Annotated in this window: 18 protein-coding genes; 10 read left to right on the top strand and 8 right to left on the bottom strand. The window is 72.4% G+C overall.

Translation table 11 applies throughout. The annotated features are described in order from the left end of the window. Positions 1-86 precede the first annotated feature (86 nt). Positions 87-803, bottom strand: coding sequence for an IclR family transcriptional regulator NdgR (gene ndgR, locus ACZ63F_RS29845; protein WP_123973900.1), 717 nt, complete (start codon positions 801-803; stop codon positions 87-89). 205 nt (positions 804-1008) lie between these two features. Between ndgR and leuC the strand changes: the two genes are divergently transcribed. From leuC to ACZ63F_RS29825, 4 genes are all read left to right on the top strand, one after another. Next, entirely contained in the window at positions 1009-2433 is a 1425-nt protein-coding gene (gene leuC, locus ACZ63F_RS29840) for a 3-isopropylmalate dehydratase large subunit (RefSeq protein WP_469715490.1), read from the top strand. A 6-nt stretch (positions 2434-2439) separates the two neighbouring features. Beyond that, on the top strand, positions 2440-3033 hold the full coding sequence (leuD, locus tag ACZ63F_RS29835) for a 3-isopropylmalate dehydratase small subunit (RefSeq protein WP_469715489.1): 594 nt from the start codon (positions 2440-2442) through the stop codon (positions 3031-3033). Between the two features lie 286 nt (positions 3034-3319). Beyond that, entirely contained in the window at positions 3320-3550 is a 231-nt protein-coding gene (locus ACZ63F_RS29830) for an SCO5555 family protein (RefSeq protein ID WP_181802287.1), read from the top strand. Between the two features lie 140 nt (positions 3551-3690). After that, positions 3691-4317: an HU family DNA-binding protein gene (locus ACZ63F_RS29825; RefSeq protein WP_352363363.1), complete on the top strand. Its 627-nt coding sequence runs from the start codon at positions 3691-3693 to the stop codon at positions 4315-4317. 168 nt (positions 4318-4485) lie between these two features. Here ACZ63F_RS29825 and ACZ63F_RS29820 read toward each other — a convergent pair whose 3' ends face one another. Together ACZ63F_RS29820 and cofC are read right to left on the bottom strand one after the other, a co-directional pair. Further along, positions 4486-4689, bottom strand: a complete 204-nt coding sequence (locus ACZ63F_RS29820; protein ID WP_469715486.1) for a hypothetical protein — start codon at positions 4687-4689, stop codon at positions 4486-4488. Between the two features lie 9 nt (positions 4690-4698). Beyond that, complete coding sequence (gene cofC, locus ACZ63F_RS29815; RefSeq protein ID WP_469715485.1) at positions 4699-5337, bottom strand: 2-phospho-L-lactate guanylyltransferase; 639 nt, start codon at positions 5335-5337, stop codon at positions 4699-4701. 155 nt (positions 5338-5492) lie between these two features. On the opposite strand from cofC, the gene ACZ63F_RS29810 reads away from it, so the two are divergent. The 3 genes from ACZ63F_RS29810 to ACZ63F_RS29800 are packed head-to-tail and all read left to right on the top strand — an operon-like array spanning position 5493 to position 8481. Continuing rightward, positions 5493-6257: a lysophospholipid acyltransferase family protein gene (locus ACZ63F_RS29810; RefSeq protein ID WP_469715482.1), complete on the top strand. Its 765-nt coding sequence runs from the start codon at positions 5493-5495 to the stop codon at positions 6255-6257. Continuing rightward, entirely contained in the window at positions 6254-7264 is a 1011-nt protein-coding gene (locus tag ACZ63F_RS29805) for an NAD(P)H-dependent glycerol-3-phosphate dehydrogenase (RefSeq protein ID WP_352363370.1), read from the top strand. Before ACZ63F_RS29810 ends, ACZ63F_RS29805 begins: the two co-directional genes overlap by 4 nt. A gap of 59 nt (positions 7265-7323) precedes the next feature. Next, positions 7324-8481 (top strand): D-alanine--D-alanine ligase family protein, encoded by a 1158-nt coding sequence (locus ACZ63F_RS29800; protein ID WP_469715480.1) that lies wholly within the window; start codon positions 7324-7326, stop codon positions 8479-8481. A gap of 122 nt (positions 8482-8603) precedes the next feature. On the opposite strand, the gene ACZ63F_RS29795 is transcribed toward ACZ63F_RS29800, so the two are convergent. Together ACZ63F_RS29795 and ACZ63F_RS29790 are read right to left on the bottom strand one after the other, a co-directional pair. Further along, positions 8604-9092 (bottom strand): DUF3515 domain-containing protein, encoded by a 489-nt coding sequence (locus ACZ63F_RS29795; protein WP_469715479.1) that lies wholly within the window; start codon positions 9090-9092, stop codon positions 8604-8606. A 20-nt stretch (positions 9093-9112) separates the two neighbouring features. Further along, positions 9113-9346, bottom strand: a complete 234-nt coding sequence (locus ACZ63F_RS29790; protein ID WP_469715477.1) for an Lrp/AsnC family transcriptional regulator — start codon at positions 9344-9346, stop codon at positions 9113-9115. A 206-nt stretch (positions 9347-9552) separates the two neighbouring features. Here ACZ63F_RS29790 and ACZ63F_RS29785 point away from each other — a divergent pair, with 206 nt between their 5' ends. Together ACZ63F_RS29785 and thiD are read left to right on the top strand one after the other, a co-directional pair. Continuing rightward, positions 9553-10518: a thiamine-phosphate kinase gene (locus ACZ63F_RS29785; protein WP_093498874.1), complete on the top strand. Its 966-nt coding sequence runs from the start codon at positions 9553-9555 to the stop codon at positions 10516-10518. Beyond that, a complete protein-coding gene (gene thiD / locus ACZ63F_RS29780) occupies positions 10515-11330 on the top strand; it encodes a bifunctional hydroxymethylpyrimidine kinase/phosphomethylpyrimidine kinase (protein ID WP_469715476.1) in 816 nt (271 codons plus the stop codon). The genes ACZ63F_RS29785 and thiD overlap by 4 nt, the downstream gene beginning before the upstream one ends. On the opposite strand, the gene ACZ63F_RS29775 is transcribed toward thiD, so the two are convergent. The 3 genes from ACZ63F_RS29775 to rpmB all read right to left on the bottom strand — a co-directional run bounded on the left by ACZ63F_RS29775 (position 11293) and on the right by rpmB (position 15866). Further along, positions 11293-12525, bottom strand: coding sequence for an FAD-dependent monooxygenase (locus ACZ63F_RS29775; protein ID WP_469715474.1), 1233 nt, complete (start codon positions 12523-12525; stop codon positions 11293-11295). The two genes, thiD and ACZ63F_RS29775, sit on opposite strands and share 38 nt — an antisense overlap. A 34-nt stretch (positions 12526-12559) precedes the next feature. Next, positions 12560-15559, bottom strand: a complete 3000-nt coding sequence (locus ACZ63F_RS29770) for an AfsR/SARP family transcriptional regulator (RefSeq protein ID WP_469715473.1) — start codon at positions 15557-15559, stop codon at positions 12560-12562. Between the two features lie 121 nt (positions 15560-15680). Then, a complete protein-coding gene (gene rpmB / locus ACZ63F_RS29765; RefSeq protein ID WP_003993230.1) occupies positions 15681-15866 on the bottom strand; it encodes a 50S ribosomal protein L28 in 186 nt (61 codons plus the stop codon). A 258-nt stretch (positions 15867-16124) separates the two neighbouring features. Between rpmB and ACZ63F_RS29760 the strand changes: the two genes are divergently transcribed. Continuing rightward, entirely contained in the window at positions 16125-17801 is a 1677-nt protein-coding gene (locus ACZ63F_RS29760) for a DAK2 domain-containing protein (RefSeq protein WP_469715471.1), read from the top strand. The last annotated feature ends 15 nt before the right edge of the window (positions 17802-17816 follow it).

Here is a 17816-nt window from a genome sequence, read left to right as displayed (position 1 = left end):
CAGCGCCCCTAGGGGGTTGCACACCCGTCGGAAGAGGCCTGCCGCGGCGTTGAGGCCGGCCTCTTCCTCCAGGGGGGCGTCGGCTCTCAGCCGGAACGGCGAAGCGCCTCGGAGAGGCGGGCCGCCGCGTCGATCACGGCCTGGGCGTGCATGCGGCCGGGGTGCCGGGTCAGGCGCTCGATGGGGCCGGAGACGGAGACGGCGGCCACCACCCGGTTCGAAGGGCCCCGCACCGGCGCCGACACCGACGCCACGCCCGGCTCCCGCTCGCCGATGGACTGGGCCCAGCCACGGCGGCGCACACCCGACAGGGCCGTCGCCGTGAAGCGGGCGCCCTGGAGGCCGCGGTGCAGCCGCTCCGGCTCCTCCCAGGCCATCAGGATCTGGGCCGAGGAGCCGGCCTTCATCGTGAGGGTCGAGCCGACCGGGACCGTGTCCCGCAGACCGGACAGGCGTTCCGCGGCGGCCACGCAGATCCGCATGTCGCCCTGGCGGCGATACAGCTGTGCGCTCTCTCCGGTGATGTCACGGAGGTGCGTCAGCACCGGGCCCGCCGTCGCGAGCAGGCGGTCCTCGCCGGCCGCCGCGGCCAGCTCCGCGAGTCGCGGGCCGAGAATGAAACGGCCCTGCATGTCGCGTGCCACCATGCGGTGGTGTTCCAGGGCCACGGCCAGCCGGTGGGCCGTGGGTCGTGCCAGTCCGGTGGCCCCGACCAGACCCGCGAGGGTGGCCGGACCGGACTCCAGGGCGCTCAGGACAAGGGCCGCCTTGTCCAGCACGCCGACGCCGCTACTGTTGTCCATGCAACGATACTCACGTCTCACTCTGTGAAACGCAAGTTCAATTTTCCGTGGAACGCGCCACCCTGGAATCACACAGTGGCCCGCAGACCAACGGGCCCGGCGGCGGACGCCCGGAACCACGACTTCAGGGGCCCGGAACACGGGCAGCCGCCTCCTCAAGATCTCTAGTTGGGCCGGTGCACGTCTGCCGGCCGGAGGGAAAGCGATGGGTAGGACACTCGCGGAGAAGGTCTGGGACGACCACGTCGTCCGGCGCGCCGAGGGCGAGCCCGACCTCCTCTTCATCGATCTGCACCTGCTGCACGAGGTGACCAGCCCGCAGGCCTTCGACGGGCTGCGCCAGAACGGCCGCCAGGTGCGCCGCCTCGACCTCACCATCGCGACCGAGGACCACAACACCCCGACCCTCGACATCGACAAGCCCATCGCGGACCCGGTCTCCCGCGCCCAGCTGGAGACGCTGCGCAAGAACTGCGCCGAGTTCGGGGTGCGCCTGCACCCGCTGGGCGACGTCGAGCAGGGCGTCGTACACGTCGTCGGCCCCCAGCTGGGCCTGACCCAGCCCGGCACGACCGTGGTCTGCGGTGACTCCCACACCTCCACGCACGGCGCGTTCGGCGCGCTCGCCTTCGGCATCGGCACCTCCCAGGTGGAGCACGTGCTGGCCACCCAGACGCTGCCGCTGGCCCGCCCGAAGACCATGGCCATCACGGTCGACGGCGAGCTGCCCGAGGGCGTCACCGCGAAGGACCTGATCCTGGCGATCATCGCGAAGATCGGTACCGGCGGCGGCCAGGGCTACATCCTGGAGTACCGCGGCTCCGCCATCGAGAAGCTCTCGATGGAGGCCCGTATGACCATCTGCAACATGTCGATCGAGGCCGGCGCCCGTGCGGGCATGATCGCCCCCGACGAGACCACCTTCGCCTACCTCAAGGGCCGTGCCCACGCCCCCGAGGGCGAGGAGTGGGACGCGGCGGTCGCGTACTGGAAGACCCTGAAGACGGACGCGGACGCCGAATTCGACGCCGAGGTGCACATCGACGCCGCCGCGCTCTCGCCGTTCGTCACCTGGGGCACCAACCCGGGGCAGGGCGCGCCGCTTTCGGCACACGTCCCCGACCCGGCTTCGTACGAAGACGCTTCGGAACGCCTCGCCGCCGAAAAGGCCCTGGAGTACATGGGGTTGGAGGCCGGCCAGCCGCTGCGCTCGATCACCGTGGACACCGTCTTCGTAGGCTCCTGCACCAACGGACGGATCGAGGACCTGCGCGCCGCCGCCGAGATCCTCAAGGACCGCAAAGTCGCCGACGGCGTACGGATGCTGGTCGTCCCCGGCTCCGCGCGGGTCGGTCTGCAGGCCGTCTCCGAGGGCCTGGACGTGGTCTTCAAGGAGGCCGGCGCCGAATGGCGGCACGCGGGCTGCTCGATGTGCCTCGGCATGAACCCCGACCAGCTGGCCCCCGGCGAGCGCTCCGCGTCCACCTCCAACCGCAACTTCGAGGGGCGGCAGGGCAAGGGCGGCCGTACCCACCTGGTGTCGCCGCAGGTCGCGGCCGCGACCGCCGTCCTGGGCCACCTGGCCTCCCCGGCCGACCTGTCCGACGTTCGTACGCCCGCTGGAGTCTGATCAGCCATGGAAGCATTCACCACGCACACCGGCCGGGCCGTCCCGCTGCGCCGCTCCAACGTCGACACCGACCAGATCATCCCTGCTCACTGGCTCAAGAAGGTCACCAGGGACGGCTTCGAGGACGGTCTGTTCGAGGCCTGGCGCAAGGACGAGAACTTCGTCCTCAACCGCCCCGAGCGGCAGGGCGCGACCGTCCTGGTCGCCGGCCCCGACTTCGGCACCGGCTCCTCCCGTGAGCACGCCGTCTGGGCGCTGCAGAACTACGGCTTCAAGGCCGTGATCTCCTCCCGCTTCGCCGACATCTTCCGGGGCAACTCGCTGAAGAACGGCCTGCTCACGGTGGTCCTGGACCAGAAGATCGTGGAGTCGCTGCAGGAGCTCTCGGAGAACGACCCGCAGGCCGAGATCACCGTCGACCTGGAGAACCGCGAGGTCCGCGCCGAGGGCGTCACCACCTCCTTCGACCTGGACGAGAACTCCCGCTGGCGGCTGCTGAACGGCCTGGACGACATCTCCATCACCCTCCGGAACGAGGCCGACATCGCCGCCTATGAGGCCAAGCGGCCGTCGTACAAGCCGCGGACGCTCCAGGTCTGACCCGGATCCGCTGCGGCGGGATCCACCACATCTGAATACGGCTGGTTTCAGCCACCGCAGCGCCCCGCCTGTACCCCCGATCGCCACGATTGGGGGTACAGCCATGTCTGCACCCGAACGGGCGCTCGCGTTGTCGCAGGTCTTGCCAACTTCCCACGTTAGGGCGGATGTTGTCGGGGTAAGTGAGTGCTGTGCCCGCGGCTTCCGCAAGTGCCCGGAAGGCCATTTGAGGCGCCAGTTGCACCCTGCGCAGGCGACAACTCGCCCCAGATGGCACAATCTGTGCATGGAACACGACGGCCAACTCCAGCTCTATGCGGCGGTCGCGGGCCAACTCAAGGAAGCGCACACAAAAGTGCGCGCACTGCAAGTCCCGGAGGGCGTACGGATGGCGCTGACCCGGAAGCTGCTGGTCATTACGGCCGCGGCCAAACACGACGTCGCCGACGCGGCGCGGCGGCTCGAACGGTTCAACGCGGACCTCGACGCGGGTCGAATCCCCGAAGAGGACCGCTGACCGGACCGTACGAGCCGGCCGAGTCCGTTGCGGCACAAGGGTGATTAGCCCGTTTCGTGTTTGATTTGCGGTATATATCTGCCTAACGTGCGAAAAAGCTTGAACACATTCGTTCTGGCGATGTCTCCGAAGGGGAAGACGTGAACAAGGCGCAGCTCGTAGAAGCGATTGCCGACAAGATGGGCGGCCGCCAGCAGGCCGCCGAGGCTGTCGACCATGTCCTGGACGCCATCGTCCGCGCGGTCGTCGCGGGTGAGCGGGTCTCGGTCACCGGCTTCGGGTCCTTCGAGAAGGTGGACCGCCCCGCCCGTTACGCCCGCAACCCCCAGACGGGCGAGCGGGTTCGGGTCAAGAAGACCTCCGTGCCGCGTTTCCGCGCCGGTCAGGGCTTCAAGGACCTGGTGAGCGGCTCCAAGAAGCTTCCGCGCGGCGGAGAGGTCTCGGTCAAGAAGGCGCCCAAGGGCAGCCTGACCGGCGGCGCTTCGGCGACGGTCAAGAAGGCTGCGGCGAAGAAGACCACGGCTGCCGCGAAGAAGACGACGGCGAAGAAGACCACGGCTGCCGCCAAGAAGACGACGGCCAAGAAGACCACGCCCGCGACCGCGAAGAAGACCGCGGCCAAGACCACCGCCAAGAAGACCACGGCGACGGCGAAGAAGACGGCCGCGAAGAAGGCGCCGGCGAAGAAGGTCACCGCGAAGAAGGCGCCGGCGAAGAAGTCGACCGCGCGCAAGGCCACGGCGAAGAAGACGACGGCCGCACGCTAGGGCGGAGCCCGCTCGGCAGCGGGGTCGGGATACTCACGCGACGGGCCGGATTCCCTTGGGGAGTCCGGCCCGCGGTGTGTCTGAGACGCCGAGTTGCGTTGTGTTTCGGGTGCGGGCCGGTGGGGGCCGGTCGCGCAGTTCCCCGCGCCCCTTACGGGGGCTTGCGCTTCAGAATGTTTGCAAGGTCACCAGGGTCACGCGAAGGCTTTCGCCCGATCCCTCGGTCTCGATCCGCACCCGCTGCCCGGGGCGCAGCAGGCGCAGGCCGCCCGCCTCGAAGGCCTTGCCGTCGAACGGCACCGGCGTTCCGTCGTCGAGGAGTACCTGACCGCTGCGGGTCTCGGGGTCGTACGTGTATGCGGTCGCCTGCATGAGCGCAGCCTACTGGTCCGGGATCAGCAGGCGGGCGGCCACCGCGGCCGTGCGGGGGCCCACGCCCAGGGCGAGGGCGGCGCGCAGGTCGGCGCCGGTGTCCACGTCCTGGCGGACCGAGTCCACGCCCACCAGGCGCAGTTCCGCGGCGCCCGAGGCGGCGTGCCGGGCGCGGGAATCCGGGCCGAATGCGGGCGCCAATTCCTGGCCGGGGACCGCCGCCAGCAGGGTGGTGCCGATTGTCGCGGCGTCCGGCAGAAAAGCACGCGGAAATTCCGCGGCCGCATCGAGGACCCGAGCCAATTCCAGCGGGCGGACGGCCGGGAGATCGGCGTTCAGCGCTGCCACGGGGCTTTCCGGACGCGATGCCCGGACGGCCGCCGCCCCGTGCCGCAGCGCCGCGTTCAGGCCGCCGGCCGGAGTGTCCGGGACGATCCGCGCGCCCAGCGCCGACAGCTCCCGCCCGGCCAGCGCGTCGTCCGTGACGACCGCCACATCCTTCACCGACTGGCAGGCCAGGGCGGCCGCCACCGTGTCCTGGGCGAAGGCGAGGGCCAACGACGGGCGGACGCCGTCCGCCGCGGTGTCCGCGAGCCTGCTCTTGGCACGGGCCAGCGGCTTGAGCGGGATGACCAGGGTCCACTGCACAGTCGTACCGTCCCTCCCTTGTTGCCTCATTGTCACCCGGGCCCACGGGGTGGTCGCGGCACCGAGGCGTACGGTGTTCTCGACAGGCCGGCGGGCCGGGGCCACACTTCTTCCCGATCCCAGGCCGGGAAGAAGTCCTAGAGGAAGGTGTCCGCGTGCCCCGCCGGAGAATCGGCTTCTGGTACCGCTTCGCTGCGGTGCTCTGCAAACCTCCGCTGGTGGTTCTGATCAAGCGGGACTGGCGTGGAATGGAGAACATTCCGGCCGAGGGCGGTTTTATCACCGCGGTGAACCACAATTCTCACATCGACCCCTTCGCCTACGCCCACTATCAGTACAACACCGGCCGTGTTCCGCGATTCCTCGCGAAGAGCGGGCTTTTCAAGAAGGGATTCGTCGGCGCCGTCATGCGCGGCACCGGCCAGATCCCCGTCTACCGCGAGTCCACCGACGCGCTCAGCGCCTTCCGGGCCGCGATCGACGCCGTGGAGCGCGGCGAGTGCGTCGCCTTCTACCCTGAGGGAACGATCACCCGCGACCCGGACCAGTGGCCCATGGCCGCCAAGACCGGTGCCGCCAGGGTCGCCCTGCAGACCAAGTGCCCGGTGATCCCGGTCGCCCAGTGGGGCGCCAACGAACTCCTCCCGCCGTACGCGAAGAAGCCGCGTCTGCTGCCGCGCAAGACGCACCACGTCCTGGCCGGCCCGCCCGTCGACCTCACGCGCTTCTACGGCAGGGAGATGACCCAGGACGTCCTCAAGGAGGCGACCGAGGTCATCATGGCGGCCGTCACCCGCCAGCTGGAGGAGATCCGCGGCGAGAAGGCTCCCGAGACCCCCTACGATCCACGCCAGGTGCGGATCGAGCAGCGACGCCGCACGCGTGCGCAGAGTGGTCTGGAAGAGGAGAGCGGCAAGTGAGCATGCCTGCCAAGGCGGCGGTCTTCAGCGCGGGTTCGTGGGGTACGGCCTTCGGGATGGTGCTCGCCGACGCCGGGTGCGAGGTCACCCTGTGGGCGCGGCGCCCGGAGGTGGCGGAGGCCGTCAACTCCGGCCGTACCAACCCCGACTACCTGCCGGGTGTGGAACTCCCCGGGAACCTGCGGGCCACCACCGACCCCGCCGAGGCGGCAGCCGGCGCCGACTTCACGTTCCTGTCGGTGCCGTCCCAGACCATGCGGGCCAACCTCGCCGAATGGGCGCCGCTGCTCGCGCCCAGGACGGTCCTCGTCTCCCTCATGAAGGGGGTCGAACTCGGCACCGCCATGCGGATGAGCGAGGTCATCGAGGACGTCGCCAAGGTCGGCCGGGACCGCGTCGCCGTCGTCACCGGCCCCAACCTCGCCCGGGAGATCGCGGCCCGCATGCCGGCCGCCGCCGTGGTCGCCTGCACCGACGAGACGGTCGCCCGGCGGCTGCAGGCGGCCTGCCACACGCCGTACTTCCGGCCGTACACCGAGACCGACGTGATCGGCTGCGAACTGGGCGGCGCGGTGAAGAACGTCATCGGCCTCGCCGTGGGCATCGCCGACGGCATGGGGCTCGGCGACAACGCCAAGGGCTCGCTCATCACGCGCGGTCTCGCGGAGACCGCGCGCCTGGGCACCGCCCTCGGTGCCGACCCGCTGACCTTCTCGGGGCTCGCCGGGCTCGGCGACCTGGTGGCCACCTGCTCCTCCCCGCTCTCCCGCAACCACACCTTCGGCACCAACCTCGGCAAGGGCATGACCCTGGAGGAGACCATCGCGGTCACCAAGCAGACCGCCGAGGGCGTCAAGTCCTGCGAGTCCGTGGCCGATCTGGCCCGCCGGCACGGCGTGGAGATGCCGATCACGGAGACGGTCGTCGACATCGTGCACGAAGGCAAGCCTCCGGTGGTCGCCCTCAAGGAGCTGATGTCGCGCAGCGCGAAGCCCGAGCGACGCTGAGCGACCCCGTCCCGCCGACGCTGTCTCGGGGCCCTACCACCGGGTACTCTCAACGCGATATGAGCACCGAGAACCTCCCCCAGAGCCCTGAGCAGCCCTCTCGCAAGCCGCGTGTGGCCGTCGTCTTCGGCGGCCGCAGCTCCGAGCACGGGATCTCCATGGTCACCGCCGGAGCCGTCCTGAGCGCCATCGACCGGACCAAGTACGACGTCCTGCCGATCGGCATCACCCGGGAAGGCCGCTGGGTGCTCACGGCCGACGAACCCGAACGCATGGCGATCACCGAACGCCGTACGCCCGAGGTCGCCGACCTCGCGGAATCCGCCGAGGGCGGCGTTGTGCTCTCCGTCGACCCGGCCGACCGCGAGGTCGTCTACAGCGAGCCCGGTTCGGTGCCCAAGGCGCTCGGCGAGGTCGACGTGGTCTTCCCGATGCTGCACGGCCCGTACGGCGAGGACGGCACCCTGCAGGGTCTCCTGGAGCTGTCCGGCGTCCCGTACGTCGGCTCGGGTGTGCTCGCCTCGGCCGTCGGCCAGGACAAGGAGTACATGAAGCGGGTGTTCGCCTCCTTCGGGCTCGTCGTGGGCCCGTACCTGGTGATCCGGCCCCGCGAGTGGCAACAGGACGAGTCCGCCGCCCGCAAGCGGATCGTCGACTTCGCCGGCGAGCACGGCTGGCCGCTGTTCGTGAAGCCCGCGCGCGCGGGTTCGTCGATCGGCATCACCAAGGTCGACGACCTCTCCGGCCTGGACGAGGCGATCGCGGAGGCCCAGTCCCACGACCCGAAGATCCTGATCGAGGCAGCCGTCCGCGGCCGCGAGATCGAGGTCGGCGTCCTGGAGTTCGAGGACGGCCCGCGGGCCTCGGTGCCGGCGGAGATCCCGCCGCCCTCGGAGCACGCGTACTACGACTTCGAGGCCAAGTACATCGACTCCACCCCCGGCATCGTCCCGGCCCCCCTCACCCCCGAGGAGACCGCCGAGGTCCAGAAGCTCGCGGTGGACGCCTTCGAGGCCGCGTCCTGCGAGGGCCTGGTCCGTGCCGACTTCTTCCTCGCGGAGGACGGCCGTTTCGTCATCAACGAGATCAACACGATGCCGGGCTTCACGCCGATCTCGATGTACCCCCAGATGTGGCAGGCGACCGGCGTCGCCTACCCCGAACTCATCGACCGCCTGATCCAGGCGGCGCTCAACCGTTCGACGGGCCTGCGCTGACGCGCCCCCTTGGGGGCGCGGGGAACTGCGCGAGCAACCACCGACGACCCGCGGTCGACTGCGGCGCCGCCGTGACTGGTCGCGCAGTTCCTCCCCCAGCGCTCCTGAAGGGGCGCTGCTGCCTAGTCGGCAATCCCTTCCGGAATCGCCTTCTTGATGGCCGGCGCCAAGCTCACCAACGGTGCCATGCCCTCGGCGGTCCGCCCCGCGGGGATCGTCACCTCGACGTACGCCTTCCGCAGCGTCGTGGTGAACCGAAACGATTTGTCGGACTCCTGTTCCAGCAGCCACCCGACCCCGTTCACCTCGACCCCGTCGGCCTCGGCGTCAGCCATCTTCGCAGGCCGTTCGACACCACAGCGCAGTATGATCGCCGGGTCGCCGCCCCAACCTGCGGTCAGCAAAGACGCCGGTTCGGGATCCTGCCGGCCGAGCTTGTCGACCTTCGTCGGCAGCACCCGGTCAAGGCGATCGCAGAGCGTCGCAACCGCCCCGCCCGGACTGGGAACCGCCACCGACGGGGCGTCGTCTGCTGATGAGCAGCCCACTGCCGCGATCATCAGCGCGGCGAGCACGGGCAGACCGAATGGCCGGTGACGGAAGAAGTTCACCGGCCAAGGGTAGACGGGGGCTACAGATGGACGACCGGGCAGGTCAGGGTGCGCGTGATGCCGTCCACTTGCTGGACTCTCGCGACCACCAGCCGGCCGAGTTCGTCGACGGTCTCCGCTTGCGCGCGCACGATGACGTCGTACGGTCCTGTCACATCCTCGGCCTGGAGGACTCCAGGGATCTTGCTGATGATCTCGGCGACGGTCGACGCTTTGCCGACCTCCGTCTGGATCAGGATGTACGCCTGTACCACGGAACCTCCAGGGCGGCCACGAGGATCATGTGGGGAAAAGGAACGCCACGGTATCGCGTCGCCGCTCACCGAGGGGAGATCTGCGCGGACAGGGGCTTGCGCGCCGGGGTGCAGGCAGGACAGAAGTTGACGGTCACCTCGACCGTATCCAGGACGACGGTGACGCGCGAGCGGGCACGGCAAGGCAGAGAAGGGGCGAAAGGGCAATGAAGGGCACTGTTGGTGAGCTGGGGGAGTTCGGGCTCATCAGGGAGCTCACCTCCCGTCTCACCACCACTCCGGCGGTCCGGGTCGGTCCCGGCGACGACGCCGCGGTGGTCGCCGCGCCCGACCGCCGGGTGGTGGCGAGCACCGACATCCTGCTGGAGGGCCGGCACTTCCGCCGCGACTGGTCCACGGCCTACGACGTGGGCCGCAAGGCGGCCGCGCAGAACCTCGCGGACATCGCCGCCATGGGCGCCGTGCCGACCGCCCTGCTGCTCGGCCTGGTCGTGCCCGCCGAACTCCCGGTGACCTGGCCCAGCGAGCTGATGGACGGCATCCGGGACGAGTGCCAGGTGGCCGGCGCCTCGGTGGTGGGCGGCGACGTGGTCCGCGGCGACACGATCATGGTGTCCATCACCGCCCTCGGCGACCTGCGCAACCAGGAGCCGGTCACCCGGGCCGGCGCCCAGCCCGGCGACCTGATCGCGGTCACGGGCTGGCTGGGCTGGTCCGCGGCCGGCTACGCGGTGCTCTCCCGCGGCTTCCGCTCGCCCCGGGCGTTCGTGGAGGCGCACCGCCGACCCGAGCCGCCGTACCACGCGGGCCCGGCCGCCGCCGCCCTCGGCGCGACCGCGATGTGCGACGTGAGCGACGGGCTGATCGCCGACCTCGGGCACATCGCCGAGGCCAGCAAGGTGCGGATCGACATCCGCTCCGGCGCGATCGACATCCCGACCCAGATGAACGACATCGGCCAGGCCGTCGGCGTCGACCCCATCCAGTGGGTGCTCACCGGCGGCGAGGACCACGCGATCGTGGCGACCTTCCCGCCGGACGTGAAGCTGCCCGCCCGCTGGAAGGTCATCGGCGAGGTCCTCAACCCGTCCGCGCTGCCCCAGGTGACCGTCGACGGCGCGCCCTGGACCAGCAAGGGCGGCTGGGACCACTTCGGGGACATCGAGTCGTGAGCCTGCCGCGCGTACTGACGGTCGCGGGCTCCGACTCCGGCGGCGGGGCCGGGATCCAGGCCGACCTGAAGACCATGCTCGCGCTGGGCGTGCACGGGATGAGCGTGCTCACCGCGGTCACCGCGCAGAACTCCGTGGGTGTGCAGGGGGCTTGGGAACTGCCGGTCGAGGCCGTCCGTGCCCAGTACCGCAGCGTGGTGGACGACATCGGGGTCGACGCGGTGAAGACCGGGATGCTCGCCTCCGCCGAACTCGTGGAGACGGTGGCCGAGTTGCTCGCCGGGACCGACGCGCCCGTGGTCGTCGACCCGGTCGGCGTCTCCAAGCACGGCGACCCGCTGCTCGCCGCCTCCGCCCTGGACTCGGTCCGCACCAGGCTCCTCCCACTGGCCACCGTCGCCACCCCGAACCTCGACGAGGTGGCCCAGCTCACCGGCGTGCACGTCGAGTCGGAGGCCGATCTGCGCCGGGCCGCGGCGGCCGTGCTGTCGTACGGCCCCACCTGGGTGCTCATCAAGGGCGGGCACCTGCCCGGCGAGGCGGTCGACCTGCTCACCGACGGCACCGACGAACTCCTGCTGCGCGCTCCCCGGTACGACAACCGGCACACCCACGGCACGGGCTGCACCCTCGCGTCCGCGATCGCGTCGCGGCTCGCGCAGGGGCGGTCCGTGCCGGAGGCGGTGACTGCGGCCAAGGAGTACGTCACCGGGGCGATCGCGGCCGGGTTCCCGCTCGGCGCCGGGATCGGTCCCGTGGACCACGGCTGGGCCCTCAGGGCCGGGACAGGGCCGGGTACTCCCGCAGCCTGATGTCCGTGGCCGCCTTCTCGGTCATCCTCTTGAAGAAGCGGGCCAGCGGACGGGAGGCGAGCACCCGGTACATCCGGTCCCGGCTGCGGATGCGCCGCTCGGTCGGCGGGGCGAAGAACGGGCCCGCGTTCCCGGAGATCTTCTGGCAGCCCTTGGCGAAGTCCCGGATCCGGGACTCGTACTCGGCGAAGGCGGTACGGAAGTCACCGCCCGCGAGGGCCAGTTCACCGGCGAGGACATAGGCGCCGACGATCGCGACGCCCGTCCCCATCCCGCCCATCGTCGCCCCGTACCCGGCGTCCCCGAGCAGCGCCACCCGCCCCTCGACGAGCCGGTCGACGTGGATCTGGGCGATCGCGTCGAAGTACAGGTCGTCGGTCTCGTCGAGGGCCTTGAGCAGGGCGGGGCCCTCCCAGCCCATCCCGGCGAAGCGGTCCATGACGATCCGCTTGACCGCCGCGAGGTCCCGGCGGTCGTACGACAGCTCCTCGGAGCGGAAGACCAGCAGCGCCCCGGCGCGGTCCGGGTCGCCGTCGTAGTTGCCGATGACGACCGCGCGGCCGGGCTCGCTGTAGACGCGGCCGGTGCGGTCCAGGCCCAGGTGGTTGGGGACGTCGAAGCCGGCCACGTAGTGGTCGAAGAAGCGCAGGTAGCGGGACTCGTCCCCGAAGACCAGGCGGCGGGTGTTGGAGTGCAGTCCGTCCGCGCCGACGACCAGGTCGAAGCGGCGGGGCGCGCCCTTGTCGAAGGTGACGTCGACGCCCTGCGGGTCCTGGGCGACGGAGGCGATCGAGTCGCCGAAGACGTACTCGACGTCGTTCCTGGTGCGTTCGTACATGATCTGCGCGAGGTCGCCGCGGAAGATCTCCACGTCGCCGCTCATCAGCTCGGCGGGCAGGTCCACCCGCGGGCTGCCGTCGGCGTCGACGACCGTCTGGCGGCCCATGTGGGTCTGGCGGGCGTGGATCTCGTCCCAGATGCCCATGGCGGTCAGGACGGTGCGGTGGACGTCGCCGCGGAAGTCGACCGCGAAGCCGCCGCCGCGCAGTCCGGCCGCCTTCTCGACGACGGTGACGCGGGCGCCGAGCCGGGCGAGGTTGAGGGCGAGGGCGGGTCCGGCGACGCTGGCGCCGGAGATCAGGACGCTGAGGTGGGCGAGGTTCTTCGCGGTGGTCTGGGCCGTGTTCTTCGTCATGCGACGAGCTTCGGCGGGGGCGCTGACCGTCCCCCTACCGTTCGCTGACCGCCGCTGACCGTCGCCGTCGGCCCCGCTCGAAGGCCTGGTCGTACGCCTCGGCGGAGAGCTTCGCCCGCGCCTCCCGCTCGACGCGTACGACGTCCGGGTCGCCCTCGGTCCGGCCGCCCCGCAGGCCCGCCGCGGCGCCCAGCAGCTCCGCGGCCCGCTCGGCGGAACCGGCGGCGGAGGCCAGTGCCTCGGCCGCGTCGGCGAGTTCCAGGACGCCCGGCCCCTCCACGGCCAGCTCGGCGGCCTGCCGGAACCAGTCGCCGGCCTCCTCTGCCTGCCCCTCGGCGGCGGCCGTGCGGCCCAGCCCGATGAGGCTGCGGACGGTCTCCCCGACGCTGAACCAGTTGGCGGCGCACTCCCGCAGGGCGATCTCGTAGTGCACGCGCGCGTGGGCCGGGTTCCCGGACAGCCGGGCCGCGTCGCCCAGGCCGCGCCGGGCGGCAGCCACCTTGTCGGGGAGCCCGGCGCCCCGCGCGAGCGCCAGCGCCTCCTCGAAGTGGGCCACCGCCGTCGCCGTCTCGCCCCGGTGCAGCAGCACGGTGGCCCGGCTGCGCAGCAGGTCGGCGGTCTCCTCGGGTGCGGCCAGCTCCCGCACGTACGCCAGCCCCTCGTCGAGCAGCTCCAGGGCGCGTTCGGACTCCCCGCGCGCGTGGGCGAGCAGGCCGAGCGGGTCGAGGCAGTTGGCCAGGCCCCAGCGGTCTCCGGCGGCCCGGTATCCGGTGAGCGCCCGGGCGAAGTACTCCTCGGACTCCCGCGGCCGTCCCGCGAACTGCGCCCGGAAGCCGAGGCCCACGTCGAGCAGGGCGCGCGCCCAGGGGGAGCCGCCGGACAGGGCGAGCGCGTGCGCGTCGGTGGCGGGCCGCGGACCGGCCGCGACCGCCCACAGCACGAGGATGTACGGCAGCCGCAACGGCCCCCGGTACGCGTCGAGAACGGCGTCCACGCGCGCGATGAGCTCCGGTTCGTCGCCCGCGCCGGAGAGCGCGTTGACCGCGCACAGCACGTACTCCTCCTCAAGACCGGGCGGCGGCGCGTCCCCGGCCGCGGCCAGCAGTTCCCGGGCCGTCGCCACGCGTTCGCCGTGCACCCCGCGCAGCCGCCAGAACCAGGACAGGGGGCCCATGAGGCGCAGGGCTGCGCTGGTGTCGTGGCGCACGAGATGGCGCAGGGCCGCGTCCAGGTTGGCCTGCTCGGCGGCCAGCCGGGCCAGCCAGGGCAGCTGCCCGCCACCGCGCAGGTGCGGCTCGGCCTCCTCGGCCAGCCGCAGGAAGTGGCCGGCGTGGGCGTCCGCCAGGTCCTGCGGAGCGGACAGGCTCTCGGCGGCGAAGGCCCGGATCGTCTCCAGCATCCGGTAGCGGCCCTCGGTCCCCGCCACGAACTCCACGAACGACTTCTCCACCAGCGAGGCCAGCACGTCCTCCGGATACGGCAGCCCGCACACCGCCTCGACCGCCGCCAGGGTCGCCCCTCCGGAGAAGACGGTCAGCCGGCGCGCCAGCTCCCGCTCCTCCTCGTCCAGCAGCCCCCAGCTCCATTCCACGACCGCGCGCAGGGTGCGGTGCCGGGGCGCCTTGGACCGGTCGCCGCGGGACAGCAGCCGGAAGCGGTCGTGGAGGCGGTCGGCGAGTTCGTCGGGCGTGAGGGTGCGCAGCCGGGCCGCGGCCAGCTCGATGGCCAGCGGCAGGCCGTCCAGGGCGGCGCAGATGTCCGCCACGCGCGCGTGCCCGTCGAATCCGGGGCGCACCGCGCGGGCCCGGTCCAGGAAGAGCCGCACCGCGGGCTCCGGCGGCAGCGGGGGCACCGGGACCAGGACCTCGCCGGTGATGCCGAGCGACTCCCGGCCGGTGGCGAGCACGCGCACCCCCGGGCAGGCGGCGAGGAGCAGCGCGGTGAGCCGTGCGGCCTCCTCGACCAGGTGCTCGCAGTTGTCCAGGACGAGCAGCAGCTCGCGCTCCTCCAGGGCGGCCAGCAGCCGGTCGGTGGTGTCGGCGGCGGGGCTGCGCAGGCCCTCGCGGACGCCGAGGGCGGCCAGGACGGCGTACGGGATCGCGGCGCCGTCGGTGAGCGGCGCGAGCTCCACGAAGCAGGCGCCGGGGTGCTGGTGGGCCGCCTCGATCGCGAGCCGGGTCTTGCCCGCCCCGCCCGGGCCGGTCAGCGTGAGCAGCCGGGAGGCGGCGAGCCCGGCGGCGATCCGGGCGAGTTCGGGCTCGCGGCCGACGAAGCGGGTGAGCTGGACCGGGAGGCGGGACCGCTCGGGCGCCGCGCCCCGCAGCAGCTCCAGGTGGAGCGCGGACAGCTCGGGGGAGGGATCGGCGCCCAGCCGGTCGGCGAGGGTGCGGCGGGCCTCCTCGTAGACGGTGAGGGCCTCGGCGGGCCGCCCGGCCGCGTGCAGGGCCCGCATCAGCTGCCCGTACAGCCGCTCGCCCAGCGGCCGGCCGGCCAGCAGCGCCCGCAGCTCGGGCACCAGGTCCGCGCCGCCGCCGAGCGCCAGGTCCGCCTCGATGCGGTCCTGTACGGCGGCCAGCCGCAGCTCTTCGAGCCGCGCCGCCTCGGCCTCGGCGTCCGGGAGGTCTGGCAGCGCGGGGCCGCGCCACAGGGCGAGGGCCTCGCGGAGCCGGGCCGCGGCGGCCCGGTGGTCGCCGGCGGCAAGGGCGGCGCGCCCGGCCGCGGACCAGGTTTCAAACTGGTGTGCGTCCACGGTGTCGGGGGCGGCCGCGACCCGGTACCCGGTCGCGGTGGCCTCGATCTCCGCGTGCGGGGCCAGCCGCCTGCGCAGCCGCGAGATCTGCGACTGGAGCGCGTTGGCGGCCCCGGCGGGCGGCTCGGCGCCGTACAGGCCGTCGGTGAGGCGCTGGGTGGAGACCGGCCGGCCGGCGTCCAGGAGCAGCAGGGTGAGCAGGGCGCGGGGGCGGGGGCCGCCGGGGTCGACAGGGGTGCCGTCGTCGGTGCGTACGTCCAGGGGGCCCAGGATGCCGAAGCGCATGGGATCAGCTTGTCAGGCCCGGTGCCGTGCCCGGCCGGGCACGGCAGAAAGCCGGCCCACCCGGAGGTGGACCGGCTCTGTGCAGCGAACCAGCGGTGGCCGCGCGCTCAGCGACAGTGCGTCAGCGCGAGACCTTGCCGGCCTTGATGCACGAGGTGCAGGCGTTCACGCGCTTCGGCGTCCCGCCGACCACGGTACGCACACGCTGGATGTTCGGGTTCCAGCGGCGGGACGTACGGCGGTGCGAGTGCGAGATGTTGTTGCCGAAGCCCGGCCCCTTGCCGCAGACGTCGCAGTTGGCAGCCACGGGTCACTCCAAAGACTTCAGATGCACTTACGGATGAATCCCGGCGTGCCGGGATCGAGATCCTGGGGATCTGAGATCTTGAGTGGCCTGCCAGGGGAATGGCCCGATCGGATCGGGCAACCGGAGCAGCATACAACGACCGCGTCCGTTAGACGAAACTAGCATGGCAGCTCAGGGGCCCGCCCCCGGCCCTCTTCCGGCGGACACCCTTCCGGGGTCTACGCTGCGTCCACGTTCGGCCGGCTCAAGGAGGCGCAGGTGGCGCAGGTGCCGCAGACATTCTTCGATGCTCTCGCGGTACGCACCTGGTGCGGACTGGCGCTCGGGGCGCTCGGGCGGGCGCGCGAGGAGATCGACGCGATCAACGTCTACCCCGTGGCCGACGGCGACACCGGCACGAACCTGTACCTGACGGTCGAGTCGGCCGCCGGGGCCGTGGAGGCAGTCTTCGCCGGCTACGAGCTGGGCGAGGAGGTGCCGACCCTGGCCGACGCCGTCCGCGCGATGGCGCACGGCGCCCTCATAGGCGCGCGCGGCAACTCCGGCACGATCCTGGCGCAGTTGCTGCGGGGCATGGCCCACGTCCTCACCGAGGGTGAGGCGACTCACATCGACGCGGACCGGCTGCGGCTCGCCCTGCGGCATGCCGCCGACGCCGCCCGCCGGGCCGTTGCGCACCCGGTGGAGGGCACGGTGCTCTCGGTCGCGGCGGCCGCGGCGGACGCCGCCGACGCGGCCGAGGGCGACTGCGGGGCGGTCGCGCGGGGCGCCTACGAAGGCGCGTGCGAGGCGCTCGCGGCGACGCCGGGACAACTGGCCGTACTGGAGCGGGCCGGGGTGGTGGACGCCGGCGGCCGGGGGCTGGTCGCGGTGCTCGGGGCGCTGGTGGAGGCGTTCACGGGGGAGACGCCGGCCGCTCTCGGCCCGGACGCGCGCGCGGCGGGCGGGGTCGTCCACGCGCGCGTGGACGCCGTCTCCGGCGCCCAGACCGAGAGCTGCGCGGAACGCGCCGGCGGACCCGCGTTCGAGGTCATCTACCTCCTGGAGGCCGAGGACGCCGCCGTGGACCGGCTGCGGACCCGGCTCGACGTCCTGGGTGACTCCCTGGTGATGGTCGGCGGCGACGGCCTCTGGAACGTCCATGTGCACGTCGACGACGCCGGCGCCGCCGTCGAGGCGGGTGTGGAGGCCGGGCGCCCCCACCGGATCCGGATCACGCACTTCGGCGCCGGGGACGTGCACACCGGCGGGGCGCGGCCGCCGCGCGAGCGGGTGCAGCGGGCCGTGGTGGCCGTCGTGCCGGGGGAGGGGCTGGCGGGGCTGTACGCCGAGGCCGGCGCGACCACCGTGCTCGCGCGCCCGGGGGAGCCGCCCGCCAGCGGGGAACTGGTGGACGCCGTGCGCCGCGCCAACGCGCGCGAGGTGGTGCTGCTCCCCAACGACGCCGACCTGCGGCACACCGCGGCCGCCGCGGCCGAACAGGTACGCGCGGAGGGCGTCCGGGTCGCCCTCATCCCGACCCGCTCGGCGGTCCAGGGCATCTCCGCGCTCGCCGTGCACCAGCCGGAGCGCCGCTTCGACGAGGACGTCGTCCAGATGACCTCGGCGGCCGGCGCCACCCGCTACGCCGAGGTCGTGTTCGCGGAGCGGCAGTCCTGGACCATGGCCGGCATCTGCCAGGCGGGGGACGTACTGGGGCTGATAGACGGGGACGTGGCGGTGATCGGCTCGGACGTGACGGCCACCGCCGAGACCGTCCTCGACCGCATGCTGCAGGCCGGCGGCGAGCTGGTCACCCTCGTCCTCGGCGACGAGGCCCCCGACGGCGTCGCCGACCGCCTGGAGGCACGCGTGCGCGAGGCGTACCTCGCCGTCGACACGGTGGTCTACCGGGGCGGCCGGCAGGGGGCCCCGCTCCTCATCGGCGTCGAGTGAGCCCCCCGCGCCGGT

This window comes from Streptomyces sp. NPDC104761 (assembly GCF_055583445.1).
Note: the sequence above shows the minus strand (reverse complement) of the source record. Positions and strands in the feature narration are given on the sequence as shown.